This window comes from Bacillus sp. FSL L8-0152, from assembly GCF_038006365.1.
GTDB lineage: Bacteria > Bacillota > Bacilli > Bacillales > Bacillaceae_G > Bacillus_A > Bacillus_A cereus.
The window spans coordinates 2,937,469-2,957,994 of sequence record NZ_JBBOVB010000001.1; the positions used below are offsets into that span (position 1 = coordinate 2,937,469).

Genomic DNA, 20,526 nt, shown 5'->3' on the forward strand with positions numbered 1-20,526 from the left:
TCCCTTTTTAAATATACGCATTTTAATCAAAATTAAAAATTTTCATTTTTTATGTTTACAATTATCCATTAATTGTATATACTTACTAACGTAAGAAAAAAATTCTAAAAGGAGGTCGAAGGAAATGATGAACTTACAATTACATGCATTAACTTTAGCGTTAACTGCACCTGTGTTTTCTGGACAATTAAATATGAATTCGACCACCCTAATGGAGAATTGAAAATCGTAATTTATTTCATTTAATTCATAAATTCGCCACAGGAGGTCGTATACTTTCCTGTGGCTTTTTCGCGCCCAGCCATAGGAGAACTGTATCTTCCTGTGGTTTTTTTGCGCGATTTTTTAGTCTCTTACATTATTTTTCTAAGAAAGGAGCAACATTCAATGACTATTAGCGTATTGTTTTTAAGTATTACGATTCAAAGAAATACAATTTCCAAAGGGGAAATTCTTCATAATGAGCAAATTGAAAAAGCTATGAATGATGTTAAGGAGCGCCAAGCACTTTACTGTGATCACCTGTAATTCCTTTTCGAAAGGAGGAATTCATTTATGACTTTTCATATTTTCTTTTTTACGACTGTGCTTCAAAAAAATACTTTATCTGAAACTGAAATCAATCGTAAACAACAGTTAAAACAACTGACTGATAAAATAACTGACATTAAAAGTTCATACTACACTCAAATGTATTAAAAATATATTTTAAAGGGGCAATATATTCATGAAATTTAAAGCATTCTTTTTAACAATCACCATTCAAAAACGTAAGCTTTCACAGAAAGAGATTTTACGTGAGCAACACATCCAAAGCATTATGGACGAAGTAAAAGAGCGCCAATCTTCTTATTACACTCGTCTTTTCTAAATCACTTATAAAGGGGTCATAAATCTAATGAAATTTAAAGCATTCTTTTTAACTATCACTATTCAAAAACGTAAACTTTCACAGAAAGAGATTTTACGTGAGCAATACATTCAAAACATTATGGACGAAGTAAAAGAGCGCCAATCTTCTTATTACACTCGTCTTTTCTAAATCACTTATAAAGGGGTCATTATCCAATGAAATTTAAAGTATTCTTTTTAACCATTATCATTCAAAAAAATACATTTTCCGAGTCTGAAATGTTTCATGAGCGACAAATTAATCAGGCTATGGATCATGTAAAAGAAAGACAAAGTCATTACTGTAGTCATCTGTAATTTCTTATTACACTCGTTTTTTCTAAATCACTTATAAAGGGGCAATTATCTAATGAAATTTAAAGTATTCTTTTTAACCATTACCATTCAAAAAAATAAATTTTCTGAGTCTGAAATGTTTCATGAACGACAAATTAATCAGGCTATAGATCATGTAAAAGAAAGACAAAGTCATTACTGTAGTCATCTGTAATTCCAATTCGAAAGGAGGAATTCACATATGAAGTTTCACCTTTTCTTTTTAACGATTACAATTCAAAAAGAAACAATATCTCAAAATGAATTAAAACAAGAAAGACAATATAAACAAGTTATTGATGAAATTCGAGATCGTAGGAGCAAATACTACACTCACCTTTAATCGTTTAACTATATAGAATTGAAAGGAGTCGATTATGATGTTGATAGCACGCTGTAAGGAAATGATTTGGATAGTTCAGAGGGATTCCACATAGTTTTATAGAGCTTATATCACACAAGTTTATCACTGAATTTGATGTATAAAAAATATATAATAAAATCAAATCAACCCGCTTTTAATTATTTATTTATAAACAAAAGATACACCACTTAAAAAGCGGTGTATCTTTCTCAGGTTTCACTATTTCCGATTACTTCTCTTTGTCTTAAACAATCTCACTAAGTTCGAAACAACAGTTTTTGTTACTGCATAAACTGGTACTGCTAAAATCATTCCGATGATTCCAGCAAAATTACCTACCCCTAAAATTAGGATAATAATTGTTAATGGGTGAATGTTTAATTTCGAGCTCATAATACGCGGTGAAATAATATTACTTTCAAACTGTTGTACAATTGTTACGATAATAATTACGTATAAGGCTTGCATCGGAGAAACGAACAGTCCTACAATAACAGCTGGTGCTGCCCCAATAAATGGCCCTAAGTTAGGAATGATGTTTGTAAATGCTGCAATAATTCCTAAAACAAAAGCGTACGGTAAATCGATAATTAAATAACCGATAAAAGTAAACGCACCTACAAATATACAAACGAGCGCTTGCCCTTGAATATATGCAGATAATGTTTCGTTCGTTTCCTTAATGATACGAAGCCCCTCTTCACGGTAAGACTCAGGTAATAAACTTACCGCTTTTCCTGGAAAGGCATGTCCATCTTTAAACATGTAAAATAAAATGAACGGTACTGTAAATACAACTAATGCAACGTTCGTGATAATACCAAATAAAGCCGTTGCACTCGACGTAATTGTATTTGGAATATCTTTTAAGTATTCAATCGCATTTTTTTCAATTGTTTCAATGGAAACGTAGTTTTGTGTAGATAACCATTCAAACAACCTATGATGTGATAATTCTTGTATGTATACTTTCCCCTCTTTTATGTAGCCTGGCATATTTTTTACTAAGTCCATTAGCTGTTGTGAAATCGTAGGAACAACTACTCCAACGCCAACCGCAGTTAATGTTATGATAAAAAGATATAACAGTAATATCGCTAAATTTCTAGGTACTTTTTTATTCTCCAAAAAGATTAATACAGGATTAAATATGAAGTATAAAAAAAGCGCGATTAAGATTGGGAAAAACAATGTTGATATGAAGATACCAATCGGTTGAAATAAAAATGATATTTTTGTGCAAATAAATATGATTCCTACAACCATTAGCACTTCTAATGTCCAAAAGTGCACTTTTGATTTCAAAAAAACGGCCTCCTTTAAACTAGCACTTCTCTTCATTGTACCAAAATAAGTATGAATTTCACATAATATTTTCCTTTACAATATTCCAAAATACCAATAAATACACTACAATGAGATTACATACAAATTTGCAGGTAAAGGTGATAAAAATGACACAATGCATCATTTGCAGAAAAGATACGAAAGAACTTAGTGAACAATATGTCATTCCAGAAATATTATGTGGATATTATTTCACAAACTCAATTTGTGATACTTGTCATGAACAAATGACAACAGATATTGATCGTCCTTTAATTAGGCATAAATTGAGTCAATTTAAGATTGAACAAATGAAAAGACAAATTGATTCCCCACTCTATACGAATGAGCACGGTGAGGAACTTGCGGCTGCTGAGACTGATGTTGTCGAAGTAAGCGACGAGATTCTTTATTCTAATGCATTAATTATGAAACTATGTAAAAAGCACGATATTTCCTTACATAATGAAATTTGGAAGGAGGAACGTGTAACGAAAGTAGCGAGTTCTATTCAACGTGAATTACTATTAGATAACCGTAAATATAAAATGAGTGTATTAAAAATGGCTTATACATTCGCTGTACAAACAGTTGATGGCTACTTTGAAGATCAAGATGCAATTGATATTTCTACCATTCTCTCAAATGCAGATTTCGTGGAACTAAAAGAAAAAAGCATTGTACGTGATTTAAGCAAAAGTTCTTTATGGAATACGCTAAATACAAGTAGTGAAAATCATTACTTTATTTTACTTAGCGATAAAGACGGCCTGTTTTGCTTCATTCGTTTGTTTGACATCTTTGATGTTGTCGTTCATTTATCAGAAAAAAGATTTGACCTTCCATCGCCGATTGTCGGTGTAAATAATGTGAATACGCAGAAATTTTATGTCCAAAGTTTAAAACAGTATATGGATGGGCTGTTTAAAGAAAAAGCACCTACTATATAACAGGAACCAGAACATACGGTCTCCTTTCTTGATGAAAAGACACTGTGTTATAATGAGTATGAAAAGAACAATACAATCACATAAACCAATTATAAATTGTATATAAATAAAAAAGACTAGTGTGCGGCTACACACTAGTCCACGTAACTTAGCAGATTGGATTGTTCATTTATCCTATTTGTTTCTTACAAACAAAACAACCCACATTCTATAAGCATAGGTGGGTTGTTATTTTTTGAGCTTGTCTATTAAAACGACGACGAACGTTAACAATGCAACGAGAAACAGTCCACCTTGCAGTAGCAACGCTATTTCACTCACGTATTATCACCCCCCTCCTACTCGGAGAAGTGATAATTGAACAACCAACCGCACCTTAAGTTACCCTTTAATTTTACCATATTTTCTAATAATTTACGATGAAAACCCGCAAGCGAATAACTTGCGGGTTTTTTATCCCGTATTAACAGGCAGTGAACAAAATAAAGCAATAAATATGTGAAACTTTATTTCTCACTATTTTTTTAATGCATATGCATCAGCAATCATTTCACCAACAATTTTATTTTCTTCTTTCTTCTCGTCTTTCAATAATGGGAATAACAATTCTGCGACCTCATACGCTTCTTCTAAATGCGGATATCCTGATAAAACAAACGTATCAATTCCTAACGATTCATATTCTTTTATCCTTTCTGCTACTGTATGCGGATCGCCTACAAGTGCAGTACCTGCCCCACCTCTTACAAGTCCGATTCCAGCCCATAAATTAGGGCTTATCTCTAACGACTCTCTCGTACCTTTATTTAAATGTGTCATCCTCTTTTGACCAACCGAATCATATCTTGCAAATGTCTTTTGAGCAAGCTCAATTGTTTCATTATCCACATATTGAATTAAACGTTCTGCCTCTTCCCATGCTTCTTCTTCTGTTTCTCTTACAATTACGTGTAATCTAATGCCAAATCGTACTGTACGCCCCTTCTCTTCTGCAAGTTTTCTTACTTCTTCTATTTTCTCTTTCACTTGCTCTGGTGGCTCTCCCCACGTTAAATATACATCACTATGTTCAGCTGCTACTTCTTTTCCAGCAGCTGATGATCCTCCGAAATATATAGGAGGATATGGTGTTTGAACTGGCGGGAATACAACTTTACTATCTGTAACTTGAATATGTTTTCCTTCTAAAGAGATCGTTTCACCTTGCAATGTCGATTTCCAAACTTTTAAAAATTCATCCGCTGCTTCGTATCTTTCATCATGCTCAAGATATAATCCATCTCCTTGTAGTTCAACTGGATCTCCTCCAGCTACTACATTAATAAGTAGTCTCCCATCTGAAATTCTATCAAATGTAGATGCCATCCTCGCTGCAACTGTAGGTGACATTAGTCCTGGTCTCACTGCTACTAAGAATTTTAGTTTTTCTGTTTCAGCAGCAAGAGCTGAAGCTAACACCCAAGGGTCTTCACATCCTTGACCAGTTGGAAGTAACACACCCGTATATCCTAAATAATCAGCTGCCGCAGCAACTTGCTTATAATAACCATATTCAGCTGCTCTTCCTCGTTTTGTCGTTCCTAAATATCGACCATCTCCATAAGCCGGAATAAACCATAATAATTCCATACCTTTACACATCCCTTATTTATTTTGAAACGTATACTAACAAATTCTATATAAATTACCCCTAATAATTTATATGTTAATTCCCAGTCTCACCTTTAAAATTATCTCGCCATCTTAAAAACTTCACTTCTAGTAAACGTACTAGAGAGTCAGAAAACTTCCCAACAAATGCAAAGATAATTATGCCGACAAATACGATATCTGTATTTGAAAATTGCCTTGCATCCATAATCATATAACCAATACCTTCTGTAGATCCCATAAGTTCTGCTACTACTAAACTCACCCATGCAACACCTAACGATAACCTTGCTCCTAGTAAAAGGTTAGGCAATGCAGATGGTAAAATTAGTTTCGTAATTAGTTTTCTTTTGCTAAACTCTAACACTCTCGCAACATCAAATAACTTTGAATCCACACCTCTAATACCTAAAAATGCGTTTACGTATAAAGGAAAAAATGCACCATCTGCAATTAATAACACTTTCGATGTTTCACCAAAACCGAACCATAATACAAAAAGCGGCGCAACAGCTAAATGAGGTACAGTTCTTAACATTTGCACAGATGGGTCTAAATATTGCTCACTTCTCGTTGAAAATCCAACAATTGTTCCTAAAATGATTCCTAAGCCCCCACCAATAAAGAAACCAGCCGCAGCCCTGAATACACTAATACTTAAATGGCCGAATAACTCTCCTGTTTTAATAAGCTCTTGGAAAGCTAGAAAAATATCTAATGGTGTTGGTAAAACTGTTTTAGAAACAAGACCGAATACGCCAGCCAACTGCCAAATTATTAATATAATAACCGGTATAGTAATCGCCCTTACTAAAACTTTTACATTTAACTTTCGTACCTTCTTTATGCCATTTTTCTTAATCGTTATACTCGCTGGTTTCATAACAGCTTTCGTATTTTCCACTTTACAAAACCTCTTTTCACTTCGCTTTCAATGCTTTTTCTACGAAAGAATTATCCACAACTTTTTCCGTCTTAATTTCTTTCTTTATAGAACCGAGCTTATATTGAAAATCCGCTGTCTTTTGTTGTTCTGCTATTATTTCCTTCGTTACCGGAACTAAAATTGGTTTGTCGTGATTAAACACTTCTTTTACAATCTCTGCATCTATCTTTTTTACAGAAGTGTACACTTTTATTGCTTCATCTAAGTTAGCCTCTTGCCATACACGTGCTTTCTCATAAACTTTGAGGAATTTCTCAACTAATTCTGGATGTTCTTTCGCAAATTTTGTCCTCGTAATTAAAAATTCTGGTGAAGAGACATTTAATGTTTCACCATCTGCAATCACCTTCGCACCTTTATTTAACGTATGTAATGATATGAAAGGGTCCCAAATCGCCCATGCATCTACTGATCCTGATTCGAATGCAGGCTGCGCTTCATCTGGTTGTAATTGAATGACATTTACATCTTTTGCATCAATACCTTCTTTATCAAGCGCTCTATATAATAAATTAAAGGCACTACTTCCTTTTGCTACTGCAATTTTTTTACCTTTTAAATCTTTTACACTCGCAATCTTGCTATCTTTTTGAACGAGAATTCCAGTTCCTTTTCTCGCATAACTTGTATTGGCGATTTCGGTAAATCCAATACCTGCTGCTTGCGCTGAAATGACTGGAGAATTCCCTACTTCACCAAAGTCTAACCGGTTTGATGCGATTGCTTCAAAATAAGGAGGTCCACTTTGGAACTCTGTCCATTTCACTTTAACTCCTTCTTTTTTAAACTCCTCTTCAAACCATCCCTTTTTCTTTGCTAGTAATAGCGGGCTTAATCCTTGCTGTATACCAATTTGTATTGTTACATCTTCTTTCTTACTACTTACTGTACTTTTTTCACATCCTAATAAAAATACTGATATAGCTAAAGTAAAAGAAAGAATTTTAAATTTTTTATACATATAAAATCACCCTTTTCCTATATACTTGTTTGAATCAACCCTCCATATTCAAACTGCTGTAATACTTTCGTTCGAAGTTGTTGGAACGATTGAGAAGTTTTATTTCGCGGATAAGGCAAATTATTTTCAATCACTTTATGTATTTTCCCTGGTTTTGCACTCATAATGATAATTCGGTTTGAAAGATATATCGCTTCGTCTATATCATGTGTAACGAATATCATTGTTGTTTTCTTCTGCTCCCAAATATTCAGCAATACTTCTTGTAAATGACTTCGAGTAAAAGCATCCAGCGCTCCAAAAGGTTCATCAAGTAATAATACATTCGGATCTCTTAATAACGCTCTCGCTATCGCAACACGTTGTGACATCCCGCCTGAAATTTCTTTCGGATACGATTTTTCAAAGCCGTCTAACCGAACGATTTCAACCCATTCTCTCACCTTATCTTTCACATACTTATCTTTTAACGACAAATCTGCCGCTATATTTTCTTCAACTGTTAACCATGGAAAAAGCCTATGCTCTTGAAAAATAAAACCTTGTTTCTTGCTCGTTTTTAAGATAGGCTCCCCGTCAATAATAACTTCACCTTCAAAATCATTATCTAGACCTGCAACAATTTTTAGTAATGTACTTTTTCCGCACCCACTCGGACCAATTACTGTAACAAAATCCCCTTTCTCTAATTGAAAATTAATATTCTCTAATACTTGAACAGTACCAGTTTGTTTCAAAAAATATTTTGATACCCCATCAATTGAAACAGTCATTTCTTCTCCTCCTTAAAATGATTCATATAAATGAACAGATTCAGTATTTGTGCAATAAAAAAACCAAAGGCATTTTATCAACAGATAAATGCCTTTGGTTTCTCCAATCAGCAATACGTTATGGAATTAAGTACATATTATACAAATATTTCCGATAAGTCAACTAGGTTTTAGCGAACATTATTTATTTTTAAAGATATCAGCAGTCCCTTTTATTATTTTTGGAAGGAACGTTTTAATTGTATCCGTTAATAAATGAAGAGCTTCGTTCACATAACCACCTTCGAAATTTCCTAATGGTTCTGGTAATTCATCCTCATCTAATAGGAAGTATTCTCCATTTGGAAGTACCATAATATCGATGATTAAATCTTCGAAGGAAACCACTTCTCCTTTTATTTGTGTGTTTTTTACGATATTAAAATAGGAACCTAAATACTTCCCTTTTATATCTCTCCATACGTATAAATTGTACGGACGATCTTTCCAATAATATGCGATTGTATAACTTCCTTTTGGGATTGTTAACTTAGTATCTTTTGCAGTCATTGTAAATGAATACTGCACCTCGTGAAATAAAACGATACTTTGTGATTGCTTTTCAAGTAATAAACAATTGTGATCTACTATTGTTGAGTTATACCGGATTTTTCTTTCTATAATTTCACTTTTCGATGTAAGTAACTTATTCATTATTTTGTTTCCCCTCATACTAGTTCTATCCTCAATTATATACTTCTTTATCTAACGATAAAGAAGTATATGGTTTTTTATATAATGATTTATACAAGTACACAAGAAAAACTCCTTCTTATTTAGAAAGAGTTTTTCACTATCCATGTTTCATATTTTTTCACTTCTAACGGAAACGCATTTGTTTTTATGTAACTAACAGCACTATTACTCATGTTTTAACTTTTCCTTAACCGCATCATAAAATTTTCGTTCTTCATCAACATTTAAGTGCACACGACTTACTGTTTTAGAAAATCCATATAACAACTGTGCTTTCACTGGCTCTTTTAATGTTATTTCAAAAGTAGCAGGTTCTTTTATGAACTCCATAACAGTTGCATCCAATACCTGTTTCCCTTCTTTTGCCGTTAGCAATTCATCCTTGTAGAACGCAATATTATCAATTTGTGTAAATGATATAACAATTTTCTTTCCTAATCCAATTTGAATGATTACTTGTTCTTCTGTTACGATAAGTGGATTTTTACGCATCGCTTGTATTTCAGCTATAAAATAAATCATCGCGTATACATTTAAAATAAGTAAAATCCATGCTATTACTGGATTCCACTGGTGTAGCAAATAATGAAAACCAATACTTTCTATTAAGGTCGCATGGATGATCATGATATATACACCTATTGCACCAGTCTTTTTGTGATATGAGTATACGTATTCACCTTCTGGTACTTTTTCACGCCACGATAAAAATGCATAATAGATTAACTTACACTCCGTTACAATGATATCTATTAATTTATTTCTTTTCATAGTAGCGTCAAACGCAGCATCAATTGCATAAGAAAATGAAGAGTACTCACTTTTATATTCTTTATATTTTTTTATTATGGTAGGAAGCTTTCTAACAATTTTATATAGAAGGAATAACTCTAAACATACAAAAGCAATTTCTCCTGCAACTATAATATAAGAAACGTATGAAAAATCTTGTAAATAGTCACTTGGAATAATAAATCTTGCAAAAATATAACCAGCTATTACAACAGGAACTATATACGTTAACGAGTACCTTTTTCGAATAATGAAGAAATACGTGATGATTGGAATGACAAACATGCAATCTAATAATGACCCAAGTACAACTTCTTTCGGCGCAGCTGGTACTATTGGAAGAGCATACAATAAATAGTTTGATAGCATAATTAAAGAGACGAGTCCAATCCAAATACCTTTTCGCCTTCGCGATAGTGTAACATTCATACGTTCACTCCTTTATTTAAAAACCTCATTTAAGTGGTCTTTATAAAATGAAATGGCACGTTCAAATTCTTTTACTTCCTCTACTTTCACGACAGTTTCAAGTAATAATTTCATCGCTGACTCGTGATCGTTTACGTTATATTTTGCTAATGATAAAAATACTTTCATCGGATCGTTCTCTGGGAATTTTTTCACCCCAGCTTCTAATACTGTAATTGCCTTTTCATATTCCCCTATACAACGATATGTACTTCCTAGACCAATATAAGCACCGCAAAGGGATTCGCCATCAAGTCCATTTGCGATTGCCTGCTCATAATACGGAACTGCTTCTGTTTCTAGCCCCATTACATCATGTATCCACGCACACTGATACAGTACTTCTGCATCCTTTGTAAAGTTTGTTAATCCTATAAGCATCTCTTTAGACTGCGCATATTTCTTTTCGTTTCTAAGTTTAATAGCTTGCTTTAATAAATGTTCCATAGAATCCACTCCTCACCAATTATTCTGTGTATAGCTCTTAATTGATATACGCTTCACATTCGTGTAAAAGTAAAATTCCCACCAATTAAAGTTTCGCTTACTTATTACTATGCGGATTCATTCTTATCTAAAAACTTAATTTTAAAAAGCAGTGACACGATTACATAATACCTCTAAGCTTTTGACAATTTCTTTCGCTGTTTCATCTTTCCCATTACACAACTTCCCTTTACCATCTTGTCCAATTACATAATGCACAGCTCCGCGCGAATATAAAGAATGTGGTGAATTCGCAATCATTACATTCGCCCTTGCTTCTTTCATTCTATTTTTCGCTCTTTCAAACAGTTCTTCTTCATTTAAATCACTTTCAAGTTTAAAACCAATAAGTACTGTTTCTGGGTCCCATTCTTTTATTTGTTTTAATACTTTTGGAGCCTTTTGAAAGTGAATAATCGGTGCAATATCACTTGAAATTTTTCCGTTCATATTAAGAACATTACCATCTTGATCACAGATCTTCTCCACAATCCAATCTGATCCAGCCGCTGCCATAATAACCGCATCAACCTTTTCATGTGTGATGATACTTTTCATTTTATCTTGTAAATCAACAATCCCTTCAAATGGATGTAATTCTAACCCTCTATGTACATCGCTCGGTTTCTCCGCAAAATAACCGTGTAAATATATAACATGTGCCCCTTTAGCTAGAAGTTCTTCTGCGATTATCCTTCCGATTGTACCTTTAGCCATATTCGTATGCCCGCGTACTTGATCCCATTTTTCTAGACAACCACCGCTCGTAATTAATACCTTTTTCCCTTTCATTGTAACCATCCCTTACTAATTTTTCTTACGAAACCATTCTGTTCCAAAATCAACTATATCACGCTGTTTCATTAGACGACACGTTGCATTCCCTATCTTCCCATTTTTTACAGTTCCTTTTCGCTCAAACTCAACACCAATTTCTACAAACTTCTCAGATTCGTAATCCATTTCAACAAACTCTTTCCACACTCTTTCACCGTTTTCTATAATAGGTGCTCCTACTTGTATTAACTCACATGCACCAGTACGCACCTCGGATAAATGAACAGACGTATTTGAATCATATCCAACACCAATTAATAATACGTACCCGTCTAAATCGTATATTTTTCTTAATGGAGATTCTTCTCCAAAGCTCATTGATAATGAATGGTTCATTGTTATTTCTACTGCATGTTTTCCCCATGCAGCAAAACTTCCTAACGGATGATTACTACGTACTACATTCGGATATGTACGAAAACATTCAACTATTTCACCCATTCCCCTTGTTGGGGTTATACGTGAATCAAATGCAGGGACGTTATCTCGGATAATTTGCCACCAGTCTTCCGGTACAGGTGGTCTTGACCAATGTTTCGGATCGGACAAATCCGAAGATTGCGTTGGCATTATTATCGTTCCTTCTTCCGTAACAACTTTCATTAATGCTTCTACTACGGCAACCGCACCACCAGATATCCATCCGATAGAACTTAGTGATGAATGAACGATAATTGTCATTCCTTTTTCGATTCCTAATGTTTTTAAATCTTTTGTTATTGTTTCGATTGTATTTGGAAATTGTGTGCTTGCTACTATTTCATTCATTTTCATATTGGTTCCCTCACTAGCCACGTAAATTTAAACTTTTATATAAATATATTATCATATTTTTCTTAATTTTTAACTTAATCATATTCATTACTACAAAAATATGTATATGGGTGTACTGAAGCCTCAAAACTCTATTAAAATCGTAGAGAATGATAAACGAGAGTTTTATTAAATGAAGAAAAATGTAAATCTTATTTTTTCAAGCTATACTCCATATGCATATTTTTATACTATTTTTCCAAATAACAATGAAATCTTTCGATTCCCATATATTTTTCTCCTAAACTTTTAACTTGAAAACCAATTCTTTTATAAAATTCTACCGCCCCATCGTCTGTCTCTGCTTCTATATAAGTCAATTGATATATCCTTACCACTTCTTTAATCATTTGCAGTGCAATTCCTTTTTGACGATAATCTGAAGCCACTGCTATATGACATACTCGTGCTTTAGTTACTCCGATTACTTCAATACCTATACAAGCTTTTTCTTCATATTTGTACAAAGTCCCTTTATTACTTTGATAAAATATTACTGCCTTCTTTAAGCTTATTTCATTTGGACCGACGGCATATTGTAGCAAATTTAATATTGAATCTTTTTCAATTTGTTCAACACGCTGTAAATTCATATTTTCATCCCTTTCTATGAAAAAAGACTAACTCTTAATAAAAAGAGCTAATCTCATTACGCCGTTATTTTTTCTTCTTTTTTTACAACGACAGCCACATAACTATGAAGTATCATTCCAATAATAACGAGACTCATACCAACCCAAGATAAAGATGACGGAATTGGTGCAGATAACCATATCAGCTCTCCTACTAGCGCAAATAAAACTTCACCAGACTGCGTCGCTTCCACTGTTGCTAGTTTTTGTGGATCATCTTTTACAAGATCTGTTGCAAAGAAAAATAATATTGTCGCGATTAACCCAGAACTAACTGCTACAATAAAACATTGAAAAACTTGGTTACTTGACGGTAATCCGCCAGTTGATACTTCGTAACCAGATAATAAAAACCAAAATGGTAAACTTGCTAATGTCATACCGAGTACTCGCTGAAATACATCTAATTCCCCTTTACAAACTTGCATCATTTTTCGATTTCCAAGAGGATACGCAAATGCTGCAATAAGTACAGGAACTACACATAAAACGGTTTCACGAATACCTAATGAAGAAGCATGTTCTACTTGCATGAGAACAACACCTAATAAAATAATGCCCGACATAACTAATTCCTTCATCGGAAGTTTTTTATGTAGTGGATCCACCGCAAAAAATGGTGTTAACAAAATCCCTGCAACGATTGTAATTTGCCATGTTGATGCAACGAGCCAACCTGGTCCGAACGCTCCAGCAAAACTAAGCGGTGCATAAAAGAGACCAAATCCAACGATACTCCATACTAACCATTCTTTCGGATTGTTTTTCATATATTGAAAGAGTTGCTTTAAGTTCCCTCTATACATAACAATAAGTAATAGCATTGGAACCATAAAATAATACCGTAATGATGCACTCCAAATCCAGCTTCCACCTTCTAAGTCCATTGCCCGGTTTAAAACAAAGGTAAAGGCAAAGAAAAATGATGCCAGTATCCCTATAACAATTGCTTTCATTGTAAAACCCCTTGTATTTAATTTTTAATCTCTATAACATATATTTTAGTATACGCGATGAAAAATCTACATACAAACTTACATTTCACTTTCCATTCACTTGCAATGAAAAAGATAATAATACATTCATTTATTATACTTAATATAAAAACATTAAACAGAAATAATTTTAAAAATAAGTTACTTCTATGGATGTGATAACACTGAAAATATACAGAGCCTCTATACAATCTATTTTATTTGTACTTTCTTTCGAAGTTGTTTTCCTTCTAATAAGTGTTTTATCTTTAATGGAAGAATTTGATTTACTAGGAATTATTTCAATATTTTTCTCCTTATGGCTACTAAAGTATGCCCTAACCTTATGGAAAACACGTGCAAACGATATAGGTTCCTATTGGGATGATGAAGGAATTGTAGTAGATTTGCATGGGAATAAAGTGTATTGGTATGAAATCAAGGATATTACATACCAAAATTTTCAAGGATCAAAATCTACCTTAATCTCGACCCATTATACTCACCATGAAAATATACGAATCCGCCATAAAAGATGGCTACCAACTATTGCACATTCAATTTACTGGTTTTCTATTGAAAAACCAAAAGATTATCATAAAAATTTAATAATAGCTTGGGATGAAAAGCAAACGAATAAAAATAAACGCCTCCTTTAATTATTATTTAGGGGCGTTTGTTCATTCAAAAATTAAAGAATATGTAGTTTATATTCTCTATATAATTTCCTCAATCGACTTATATGTGCTTGATGATACCGATTATGATCTGCTATATGCCAAATTCCCCATCTTATAGTCGCATTTTCCCCTTTTTCATACAAAACTTCCCGCGTTAAATCAGTTTCTGTTAGTTTCATACATTCTTCATAAAACAATTTTTGCACTGCTTCATAATCTTGCATTAACTCTTGCAACGTGTATTTTCTTAAACTCGGTATTTCTCCTACTTCATTCAACATAGGACCATATTTATTTTCAAATGCTGTTGGAACATCTTCTCCCTTGAAACGATACACCCAATGTAAATCGACAACTGCTAAATGCTGAAGTAACTGCCCAATACTATTTTCATTATTTTCAGACCCTTTATAGGATAGTTCGTTCTCTTCAGTACCTTCTACTAACCTTTGCAATCTATTAAACGTATCAGCAACCGTCGCATACAAAATCGCTACTTGAGGATCCAGATTTCTTTCTAAATGGAGATCTTTCATACAAAACTTCCTCTCTTAAAAGAACAACACCATATGTTCATCATCACTATACATACCATTCATTTTTATAGCCCTTTTTTCAATTCCGTACGTTTTAAATCCCATTGATTCATATAATCGTTTGGCTGGTTCGTTCGTTGACACAACCCCTAAATTCAATTGCTCTAGCTTCATCTCTTTTGCCCTTTCAATTGCTTTACGTATTAAATCACGTGCAAGACCACTTCTTCGATTTTCAGTATCTACATACATTGCAACGATATGCCCTTTATGCTTATATGCGTCCTTTTCTTCTGTTAATAAAGTAACAACCCCAACTAAACGATTTTCATTATTAAAAGCACCAAATGTAAAACTACTGTTGGATGAAAGATTACTAGCAACGCGTTCAAGAGGGTTTTCTTGACGTACTGCTTCTTCATAAGTCGTTACAAATGCTTCTGGATTTACTTGTAGTGCTTGTAAACGTAACTCCCAATATTGTTTTGCATCCGCTTTTGTAAGTAATCGAATCATTTTATCTTCCCCTTTTTAATTGACATAATATTTTTATAGGTGATTATTTTTTGATTCATACTCTTCTTTTAATATACTGTAACGATAGCGATGAATGAACTTCCCCTGTCTCAATCGATCATTTCTCATTAACCCTTCGCATACAAATCCGGCATTTTCATAACTCTTTTTAGCTTGTGTATTATCTTCATCTACACGTAACCAAATTTTCTCCAATTCAAACTGGGAAAAACCTATTTGTAACATGCTGTTTAGAGCTGCCATTCCAAATCCTTTACCCCAATAGTCTTTATTTCCAATCGCAATTCCTAGTTCTGCATTTTTATTTGTTTTATCAAAATTTTTAAGGTCTACCCATCCAATATGTATACCTTTCTCAGTAACGATCGCCCTTTGTTCATAACCATTTTTTCGGCTTATACAAGCTTCAATCCAGATTCTCGTATCTCCACGAGTGAACGGAGGATATTGGTCTGGTACGACTAAATGCTTTGTTACATCGCTATCTAACGACCATTGATAGCGATCTTCTACATCATCTAGTGTCAATTCTCTTAATTGAACATATGGTACATTCATTTTTCTCTCCCCTTTTTATTTACCAATAGAAAATCCTTCGAACACTCTTCCACCATACTGTTCTAACGTCATTTCTATAAAATGAATTAATTCATTTTTCTCTCCCGTTTTATAAAAATGATCAAAAGCCGCTACAAATTTGTTTGCATATTGCTCATCATATCTTCTTAGCACTCTAATAAACCATTTTGAACTCCCAAGCCACCTACCATTTACTCTTAATACATATTCATGTACTAAATCCGCTAATAAATTAGCGATAAACAATTCTTCTTCTCTTTTTGTTGCACCAATAAAGTCATCTAAAGTATCCGTAATAAAATATCGCTTCTGCTTAATCGTTTCTTCGGTCCATTTAGCTGGTCCTTTATGTAGTAAATCATTCGCTTCTTTTTTTAATTTCTCAACAATTTCCTTTTCCCCTTTTAATACAACCCCTTCTGAAACTAATTGTGGTAACGACGGTCTCCCTCGATCACAATCCATTCTGAAAAAGGTTTTATATGTTGTAAAATTATGAACAAACACCTCAACAGGCCATCCATTACTATAGAAAGATTCTCTATAGCAAGAATTTAAACTTTGATCGACTATTACAATGTCAAGGTCAGATGTTTTCGTCGCTTCTCCTCGTGCAACGCTTCCGCCGAGTAAAGCTACATCACAATTCGGAAATTGTGATGTAATTATGCTTTGTGCTGCTTCAATGGGTTTCATAGCCGTTCCTCTTTTCTTATTTCATTTTCTTTTTTTCAGCTCTTTCTCTCGCTTTTTTTATATAGCTTTCTGCATCTGGTGTTTTACATGATGTTGTACCGTGATCAACCTCTACTTTTCCAATTTCACGTGCGATTTCAATCGCTTGTCGCTCTAAGTCTTCATTACGGATTCCTATTGCGATTAAAGCACTATTCATCGCTTCTTTTTTTCTATTTTTTTCATTATGTATATTTTCTTTAATCTCTTCTAAGTATGGAGAGAAGAAATCATCATGTAACGCTTTATTTTTAATCGATATATTTGCTAATAAAGACCAGCCAGCTCTTCCAATCCATTCATCATTAGACTTTGTCCACTCTTCCATTCTTTCTATTGCAATTGGCGAAGTACATATAGATGTCATAAAAACATCCATTAAACAGTAATAATCAACATCCTGAACCCAACTATTAAGCTGTTCTGCTGTTATATTCTTCGGGTCTAAAATATAAGTTGCTAATGTCATCGCGTCCATATTTTTTGTTTCCCACAATTCAACTGCTAAATCGTGATCTTTTTTTATTTTCTTTTTTAACAATTTTAGATTCGCAAAACTAACTCCGAATAATGGCTCTTTCGCTCCGTGGTTTTTATACGTTTTTCGATTTTGTTCTGTTCCATATTCCTCTAGTTGCTGCATTACTTCCTCAAGTAACATATACCCACCTCTTTATCTTTTATGTTGACTGTATATATGTATGTACGATATATTCTACATTACTTTTTGTTTTTCCTATATTTATTTTTAAAATACGGTATGTGAAATTTCTAAACATTGCACAGCTATACCATTAAAAAACTGTACATGTTAAACATACAGTTTTTTGATGGTATCAATTTTGCGTAGAATAAGATATAAACTACGAAAGAACTTTTAATGATCCTCTCAATCACCTATTTTTTCAACTAAATTTTTTACATCTGACCACTCTTCTATTGACCCTGCGTCCGGAAAAACTGTAACTACATTAAAATTCGCACCTTTTTCTTTCCCAATTTGTTTAGCTGCTAATAAATTCGCTGCCGCAGAAGTTCCTATTTTTATACCAGTATCTTTGTAAAAACGTGCCATTTCATACAGGGTATCTTCATATGAATAAGTCCATTGTTTTTCTATCAAATTTTCTTCCTGTTCTATGAAATGTTGTTTCCTTCCTAAGCCGAACCCACCTGATCCAGCATATTTCTTTAAATCATTTGGTGGTTGTTCCGAACCATAAGGCAATTCAGCAGGCATTACTAAATGTAGTTCAACATTTTTTGTATAATTCTTTATTGCTGTATAGACTCCCATTAGAGTCCCACCAGTACCAGCAGATGCTACCCATGCATGTATTGGTTTTCCATTCATTTGTGCAATAATTTCTCGCCCTGTACCTTCTATATGACTTACTAGATTTGCATTATTATAATGTTGGAATAAAAAGTATAATTCTGGCTTTTGTTTGCTAATCTCTATTGTTTTCTCAATTACTGCGTAGAACCCTTTACATTTATCAACTAAGATTACGTTAGCACCATAACGATCAAGTTCATTTAATAGAGATTTACCGGTTCCAGAACTTAAAACTAACGTGCATTGAATCCCTAAATAATTACAAATACACCCAATTGACCTCGCTAAGCTTCCACCACTATACTCTAAAATATTTTGTTTTTTGTCCGCTTCTTGTAAATATTTATTAATCATTCCAAGTGCTGTCCTATCCTTAATTGACCCTGTAGGGTTATGCCATTCACATTTAGCATAGATAGAAAGATCCTTCGTTTCTTCGCATTTTAATTTCATGAGAGGTGTATTTCCAACATGTTTAGAAAACTCTTCAAAATGGTTTACTATCATACTTTTATACCTCCTTCATAAATTATGTTTATTACATTTGTTCTTAGCCAAAATACTTTCTACATTTTAATAACTCTCTCAATAAGATCTTCTTATATAAAAATCCCTACAAACACTGTAGGGATTTATGTCTAAATCATTTTGTTACACTCTATTTCATATGAAAATAGTTTCTTTATTCAGATGCATTCATAAGCACAATTCTCCAACCATCTGGATCCTCTATTGTGGTTCCTTTCTCTATCCAATACGGGTTTTCTGGTTCCACCTCATGATAGCCCATATTACTTAATCGATTCACTATCTTTTCAATTTCATCTTTATTAGGCATATAAAAAACTAGTAAATTATCTTTTGTCGGTGCCGGACATGGACTTCCATTAACATGTTTAGTAAACTCCAAATGATACTCTTCATCTGGTAAGCCAAACATAACCCCATCATATCCTTCATGATTGTGAAATTCCCCTATACGTTTTAAACCTAATCCTGTTTCATAAAAATTTATCACTTCTTCAAATTTATCTGTTGGTCTTGCAATTCTAAATTGAACCCAATTCTTCATGCAAATCTCCTCCTTTTCATTTCCAAAGCTTTATAGTAATTAGTATAGGTTACATATATTCCCTTTAACATCCCTCATTAGTGTGAACTTCCTAAGTTGAAAGACCTATTAGTTAATAAACAATAGGACTTTAGTATAAAATTCATATAAAGTTAGTTATATAAATGTAGAGATGAATTACAAGCTATTACGTATGAAATAGTTCTCCTTGCAGGGCCTTTATATACCGATCAGCAGATCTTTGTACAGCTTTATTCGCATCTTCCACCACACCATGAAATGCATTATATAGTCGACTAAATTGGATATCTTTTACCTTCTCTGCCATATCTCTAACTTTATTCGCTGGTAATGGAATGAGATTGGGATAACTATACATAAAACTTACCCATTTTCGATCCGAAACTACTTGTATAATATCACCTGATAACAAAATGCCTTTCCCTTCATTACCGTCTTTCCAATGTATAACAGTTCCCCCCTTAAAATGGCCTCCTAAGCGATGCAATGTAAGTTCTTCCGATAATATCAGATGCTCCCCAGACCAAAATTTAATTTGCTTACTCGGACGAACCACCCACTCTTTATCATCTTCATGAATATAAATAGGTACATTGAATGTTTCCGCCCATTTAACTTGTGTAGAGTAATAATGTGGATGAGAAAGTGCTATTGCTTGAATACCACCTAAATCATATATACGTTGTATCGTTTTATCATCTAAATAACTAATGCAATCCCACATAACATTTAGAGTTTTACTTTGTATTAAAAATGCTGTTTGTCCAATCGCAAATTTAGGTTTAGTAGTAATGCTATACAAACCGCTTTCTTCTTTTATTATTTCGTTTTTGTATAAATTGCTATTTTGCATCGTTTCTAATGTTGTCCATGACTGCCCAATTGGATTAACATATTGTCTTTCCTCATTACAAATTTTACAGCGAGAAGGTGCTTCTTCATTTTCGGGATACTGTACTCCACATGTAGTGCAAATATAATTATCCATATTCCCACTCCTTTTTTCATGTAATTGTTTCTTTACCAATATTTTAATAAAAAACAAAAATATTCGAATCAATAATTGGAACGAAAATGAAATGATACGAAAGTA

General features: G+C 33.4%; 30 protein-coding genes. 9 read left to right on the forward strand and 21 right to left on the reverse strand.

Annotation, left to right across the window (positions count from 1 at the left end):
* Positions 1–387 precede the first annotated feature (387 nt).
* From MHH27_RS14825 to MHH27_RS14855, 7 genes are read left to right on the forward strand one after another with little or no spacing between them, the layout of a single operon-like run.
* Entirely contained in the window at positions 388–528 is a 141-nt protein-coding gene (locus tag MHH27_RS14825) for a YrzI family small protein (RefSeq protein ID WP_000156197.1), read from the forward strand.
* 27 nt (positions 529–555) lie between these two features.
* Positions 556–699 (forward strand): YrzI family small protein, encoded by a 144-nt coding sequence (locus tag MHH27_RS14830; RefSeq protein ID WP_000142729.1) that lies wholly within the window; start codon positions 556–558, stop codon positions 697–699.
* Between the two features lie 28 nt (positions 700–727).
* Entirely contained in the window at positions 728–871 is a 144-nt protein-coding gene (locus tag MHH27_RS14835) for a YrzI family small protein (protein WP_000668965.1), read from the forward strand.
* A 27-nt stretch (positions 872–898) separates the two neighbouring features.
* A complete protein-coding gene (locus tag MHH27_RS14840) occupies positions 899–1,042 on the forward strand; it encodes a YrzI family small protein (protein WP_000668968.1) in 144 nt (47 codons plus the stop codon).
* 26 nt (positions 1,043–1,068) lie between these two features.
* Positions 1,069–1,209 carry a YrzI family small protein gene (locus tag MHH27_RS14845; protein WP_000669797.1) on the forward strand — a complete coding sequence of 47 codons (141 nt, stop codon included), beginning with the start codon at positions 1,069–1,071 and terminating at the stop codon, positions 1,207–1,209.
* Positions 1,210–1,261: 52 nt separating this feature from the next.
* Complete coding sequence (locus tag MHH27_RS14850; protein ID WP_000669802.1) at positions 1,262–1,402, forward strand: YrzI family small protein; 141 nt, start codon at positions 1,262–1,264, stop codon at positions 1,400–1,402.
* Between the two features lie 27 nt (positions 1,403–1,429).
* Positions 1,430–1,570, forward strand: a complete 141-nt coding sequence (locus MHH27_RS14855) for a YrzI family small protein (RefSeq protein ID WP_000668497.1) — start codon at positions 1,430–1,432, stop codon at positions 1,568–1,570.
* A 240-nt stretch (positions 1,571–1,810) separates the two neighbouring features.
* On the opposite strand, the gene MHH27_RS14860 is transcribed toward MHH27_RS14855, so the two are convergent.
* Positions 1,811–2,896, reverse strand: a complete 1,086-nt coding sequence (locus MHH27_RS14860; RefSeq protein ID WP_000837892.1) for an AI-2E family transporter — start codon at positions 2,894–2,896, stop codon at positions 1,811–1,813.
* Positions 2,897–3,045: 149 nt separating this feature from the next.
* Here MHH27_RS14860 and MHH27_RS14865 point away from each other — a divergent pair, with 149 nt between their 5' ends.
* Entirely contained in the window at positions 3,046–3,867 is an 822-nt protein-coding gene (locus MHH27_RS14865) for an HNH endonuclease (RefSeq protein ID WP_000189684.1), read from the forward strand.
* A gap of 228 nt (positions 3,868–4,095) precedes the next feature.
* Here the strand turns inward: MHH27_RS14865 and MHH27_RS14870 are convergent, their stop codons facing one another.
* The 12 genes from MHH27_RS14870 to MHH27_RS14925 form a co-directional block, all read right to left on the reverse strand.
* Complete coding sequence (locus MHH27_RS14870; protein WP_001289320.1) at positions 4,096–4,188, reverse strand: putative holin-like toxin; 93 nt, start codon at positions 4,186–4,188, stop codon at positions 4,096–4,098.
* Between the two features lie 195 nt (positions 4,189–4,383).
* The gene (ssuD, locus tag MHH27_RS14875) at positions 4,384–5,496 is read right to left on the reverse strand and encodes an FMNH2-dependent alkanesulfonate monooxygenase (RefSeq protein ID WP_000422252.1); all 1,113 of its coding nucleotides are present in this window, start codon (positions 5,494–5,496) and stop codon (positions 4,384–4,386) included.
* A gap of 76 nt (positions 5,497–5,572) precedes the next feature.
* A complete protein-coding gene (locus tag MHH27_RS14880; protein WP_000432135.1) occupies positions 5,573–6,421 on the reverse strand; it encodes an ABC transporter permease in 849 nt (282 codons plus the stop codon).
* A 16-nt stretch (positions 6,422–6,437) separates the two neighbouring features.
* Positions 6,438–7,424, reverse strand: a complete 987-nt coding sequence (locus MHH27_RS14885) for an aliphatic sulfonate ABC transporter substrate-binding protein (RefSeq protein ID WP_340943105.1) — start codon at positions 7,422–7,424, stop codon at positions 6,438–6,440.
* Positions 7,425–7,441: 17 nt separating this feature from the next.
* Positions 7,442–8,197: an ABC transporter ATP-binding protein gene (locus tag MHH27_RS14890; protein WP_000218578.1), complete on the reverse strand. Its 756-nt coding sequence runs from the start codon at positions 8,195–8,197 to the stop codon at positions 7,442–7,444.
* Positions 8,198–8,377: 180 nt separating this feature from the next.
* Positions 8,378–8,890 (reverse strand): DUF402 domain-containing protein, encoded by a 513-nt coding sequence (locus MHH27_RS14895; RefSeq protein WP_001037890.1) that lies wholly within the window; start codon positions 8,888–8,890, stop codon positions 8,378–8,380.
* 207 nt (positions 8,891–9,097) lie between these two features.
* Complete coding sequence (locus MHH27_RS14900; protein ID WP_001103388.1) at positions 9,098–10,153, reverse strand: hypothetical protein; 1,056 nt, start codon at positions 10,151–10,153, stop codon at positions 9,098–9,100.
* Positions 10,154–10,165: 12 nt separating this feature from the next.
* Positions 10,166–10,639, reverse strand: coding sequence for a tetratricopeptide repeat protein (locus MHH27_RS14905; protein WP_000400637.1), 474 nt, complete (start codon positions 10,637–10,639; stop codon positions 10,166–10,168).
* 141 nt (positions 10,640–10,780) lie between these two features.
* Positions 10,781–11,470 (reverse strand): phosphopantothenoylcysteine decarboxylase domain-containing protein, encoded by a 690-nt coding sequence (locus MHH27_RS14910; RefSeq protein WP_000676727.1) that lies wholly within the window; start codon positions 11,468–11,470, stop codon positions 10,781–10,783.
* Between the two features lie 15 nt (positions 11,471–11,485).
* Positions 11,486–12,289 carry an AAC(3) family N-acetyltransferase gene (locus tag MHH27_RS14915; RefSeq protein WP_153592209.1) on the reverse strand — a complete coding sequence of 268 codons (804 nt, stop codon included), beginning with the start codon at positions 12,287–12,289 and terminating at the stop codon, positions 11,486–11,488.
* A gap of 230 nt (positions 12,290–12,519) precedes the next feature.
* Positions 12,520–12,921 (reverse strand): GNAT family N-acetyltransferase, encoded by a 402-nt coding sequence (locus tag MHH27_RS14920; RefSeq protein WP_106824800.1) that lies wholly within the window; start codon positions 12,919–12,921, stop codon positions 12,520–12,522.
* Between the two features lie 56 nt (positions 12,922–12,977).
* Positions 12,978–13,916: a DMT family transporter gene (locus tag MHH27_RS14925; protein WP_340943114.1), complete on the reverse strand. Its 939-nt coding sequence runs from the start codon at positions 13,914–13,916 to the stop codon at positions 12,978–12,980.
* A 188-nt stretch (positions 13,917–14,104) separates the two neighbouring features.
* Here MHH27_RS14925 and MHH27_RS14930 point away from each other — a divergent pair, with 188 nt between their 5' ends.
* Positions 14,105–14,593: a hypothetical protein gene (locus MHH27_RS14930; protein ID WP_340943117.1), complete on the forward strand. Its 489-nt coding sequence runs from the start codon at positions 14,105–14,107 to the stop codon at positions 14,591–14,593.
* 32 nt (positions 14,594–14,625) lie between these two features.
* On the opposite strand, the gene MHH27_RS14935 is transcribed toward MHH27_RS14930, so the two are convergent.
* The 8 genes from MHH27_RS14935 to MHH27_RS14970 form a co-directional block, all read right to left on the reverse strand.
* Positions 14,626–15,150 (reverse strand): DinB family protein, encoded by a 525-nt coding sequence (locus tag MHH27_RS14935; protein ID WP_000653846.1) that lies wholly within the window; start codon positions 15,148–15,150, stop codon positions 14,626–14,628.
* A gap of 15 nt (positions 15,151–15,165) precedes the next feature.
* Positions 15,166–15,666: a GNAT family N-acetyltransferase gene (locus tag MHH27_RS14940; RefSeq protein ID WP_340943120.1), complete on the reverse strand. Its 501-nt coding sequence runs from the start codon at positions 15,664–15,666 to the stop codon at positions 15,166–15,168.
* Between the two features lie 33 nt (positions 15,667–15,699).
* Positions 15,700–16,245 (reverse strand): GNAT family N-acetyltransferase, encoded by a 546-nt coding sequence (locus tag MHH27_RS14945; RefSeq protein WP_340943121.1) that lies wholly within the window; start codon positions 16,243–16,245, stop codon positions 15,700–15,702.
* A gap of 15 nt (positions 16,246–16,260) precedes the next feature.
* Complete coding sequence (locus MHH27_RS14950; RefSeq protein WP_340943123.1) at positions 16,261–16,962, reverse strand: nucleotidyltransferase domain-containing protein; 702 nt, start codon at positions 16,960–16,962, stop codon at positions 16,261–16,263.
* 16 nt (positions 16,963–16,978) lie between these two features.
* A complete protein-coding gene (locus MHH27_RS14955) occupies positions 16,979–17,662 on the reverse strand; it encodes a DNA alkylation repair protein (protein ID WP_088020674.1) in 684 nt (227 codons plus the stop codon).
* Between the two features lie 228 nt (positions 17,663–17,890).
* Positions 17,891–18,847, reverse strand: coding sequence for a PLP-dependent cysteine synthase family protein (locus MHH27_RS14960; RefSeq protein ID WP_340943127.1), 957 nt, complete (start codon positions 18,845–18,847; stop codon positions 17,891–17,893).
* A 175-nt stretch (positions 18,848–19,022) separates the two neighbouring features.
* Entirely contained in the window at positions 19,023–19,412 is a 390-nt protein-coding gene (locus MHH27_RS14965) for a VOC family protein (protein WP_340943130.1), read from the reverse strand.
* 187 nt (positions 19,413–19,599) lie between these two features.
* Complete coding sequence (locus MHH27_RS14970) at positions 19,600–20,421, reverse strand: MBL fold metallo-hydrolase (protein WP_000371021.1); 822 nt, start codon at positions 20,419–20,421, stop codon at positions 19,600–19,602.
* Positions 20,422–20,526 lie beyond the last annotated feature (105 nt).

Bases quoted from the DNA above. Each gene is read 5' to 3' on its own strand.
- MHH27_RS14935 (WP_000653846.1), bottom strand. From the start codon at position 15,150: ATGAAAGATCTCCATTTAGAAAGAAATCTGGATCCTCAAGTAGCGATT.
- MHH27_RS14850 (WP_000669802.1), top strand. From the start codon at position 1,262: ATGAAATTTAAAGTATTCTTTTTAACCATTACCATTCAAAAAAATAAA.
- MHH27_RS14890 (WP_000218578.1), bottom strand. From the start codon at position 8,197: ATGACTGTTTCAATTGATGGGGTATCAAAATATTTTTTGAAACAAACT.
- MHH27_RS14855 (WP_000668497.1), top strand. From the start codon at position 1,430: ATGAAGTTTCACCTTTTCTTTTTAACGATTACAATTCAAAAAGAAACA.
- MHH27_RS14845 (WP_000669797.1), top strand. From the start codon at position 1,069: ATGAAATTTAAAGTATTCTTTTTAACCATTATCATTCAAAAAAATACA.
- MHH27_RS14895 (WP_001037890.1), bottom strand. From the start codon at position 8,890: ATGAATAAGTTACTTACATCGAAAAGTGAAATTATAGAAAGAAAAATC.
- MHH27_RS14950 (WP_340943123.1), bottom strand. From the start codon at position 16,962: ATGAAACCCATTGAAGCAGCACAAAGCATAATTACATCACAATTTCCG.
- MHH27_RS14970 (WP_000371021.1), bottom strand. From the start codon at position 20,421: ATGGATAATTATATTTGCACTACATGTGGAGTACAGTATCCCGAAAAT.
- MHH27_RS14930 (WP_340943117.1), top strand. From the start codon at position 14,105: ATGGATGTGATAACACTGAAAATATACAGAGCCTCTATACAATCTATT.
- MHH27_RS14830 (WP_000142729.1), top strand. From the start codon at position 556: ATGACTTTTCATATTTTCTTTTTTACGACTGTGCTTCAAAAAAATACT.
- MHH27_RS14940 (WP_340943120.1), bottom strand. From the start codon at position 15,666: ATGATTCGATTACTTACAAAAGCGGATGCAAAACAATATTGGGAGTTA.
- MHH27_RS14835 (WP_000668965.1), top strand. From the start codon at position 728: ATGAAATTTAAAGCATTCTTTTTAACAATCACCATTCAAAAACGTAAG.
- MHH27_RS14905 (WP_000400637.1), bottom strand. From the start codon at position 10,639: ATGGAACATTTATTAAAGCAAGCTATTAAACTTAGAAACGAAAAGAAA.
- MHH27_RS14825 (WP_000156197.1), top strand. From the start codon at position 388: ATGACTATTAGCGTATTGTTTTTAAGTATTACGATTCAAAGAAATACA.
- MHH27_RS14960 (WP_340943127.1), bottom strand. From the start codon at position 18,847: ATGATAGTAAACCATTTTGAAGAGTTTTCTAAACATGTTGGAAATACA.
- MHH27_RS14945 (WP_340943121.1), bottom strand. From the start codon at position 16,245: ATGAATGTACCATATGTTCAATTAAGAGAATTGACACTAGATGATGTA.
- MHH27_RS14920 (WP_106824800.1), bottom strand. From the start codon at position 12,921: ATGAATTTACAGCGTGTTGAACAAATTGAAAAAGATTCAATATTAAAT.
- MHH27_RS14885 (WP_340943105.1), bottom strand. From the start codon at position 7,424: ATGTATAAAAAATTTAAAATTCTTTCTTTTACTTTAGCTATATCAGTA.
- MHH27_RS14865 (WP_000189684.1), top strand. From the start codon at position 3,046: ATGACACAATGCATCATTTGCAGAAAAGATACGAAAGAACTTAGTGAA.
- MHH27_RS14955 (WP_088020674.1), bottom strand. From the start codon at position 17,662: ATGTTACTTGAGGAAGTAATGCAGCAACTAGAGGAATATGGAACAGAA.
- MHH27_RS14910 (WP_000676727.1), bottom strand. From the start codon at position 11,470: ATGAAAGGGAAAAAGGTATTAATTACGAGCGGTGGTTGTCTAGAAAAA.
- MHH27_RS14900 (WP_001103388.1), bottom strand. From the start codon at position 10,153: ATGAATGTTACACTATCGCGAAGGCGAAAAGGTATTTGGATTGGACTC.
- MHH27_RS14965 (WP_340943130.1), bottom strand. From the start codon at position 19,412: ATGAAGAATTGGGTTCAATTTAGAATTGCAAGACCAACAGATAAATTT.
- ssuD (WP_000422252.1), bottom strand. From the start codon at position 5,496: ATGGAATTATTATGGTTTATTCCGGCTTATGGAGATGGTCGATATTTA.
- MHH27_RS14915 (WP_153592209.1), bottom strand. From the start codon at position 12,289: ATGAAAATGAATGAAATAGTAGCAAGCACACAATTTCCAAATACAATC.
- MHH27_RS14840 (WP_000668968.1), top strand. From the start codon at position 899: ATGAAATTTAAAGCATTCTTTTTAACTATCACTATTCAAAAACGTAAA.
- MHH27_RS14925 (WP_340943114.1), bottom strand. From the start codon at position 13,916: ATGAAAGCAATTGTTATAGGGATACTGGCATCATTTTTCTTTGCCTTT.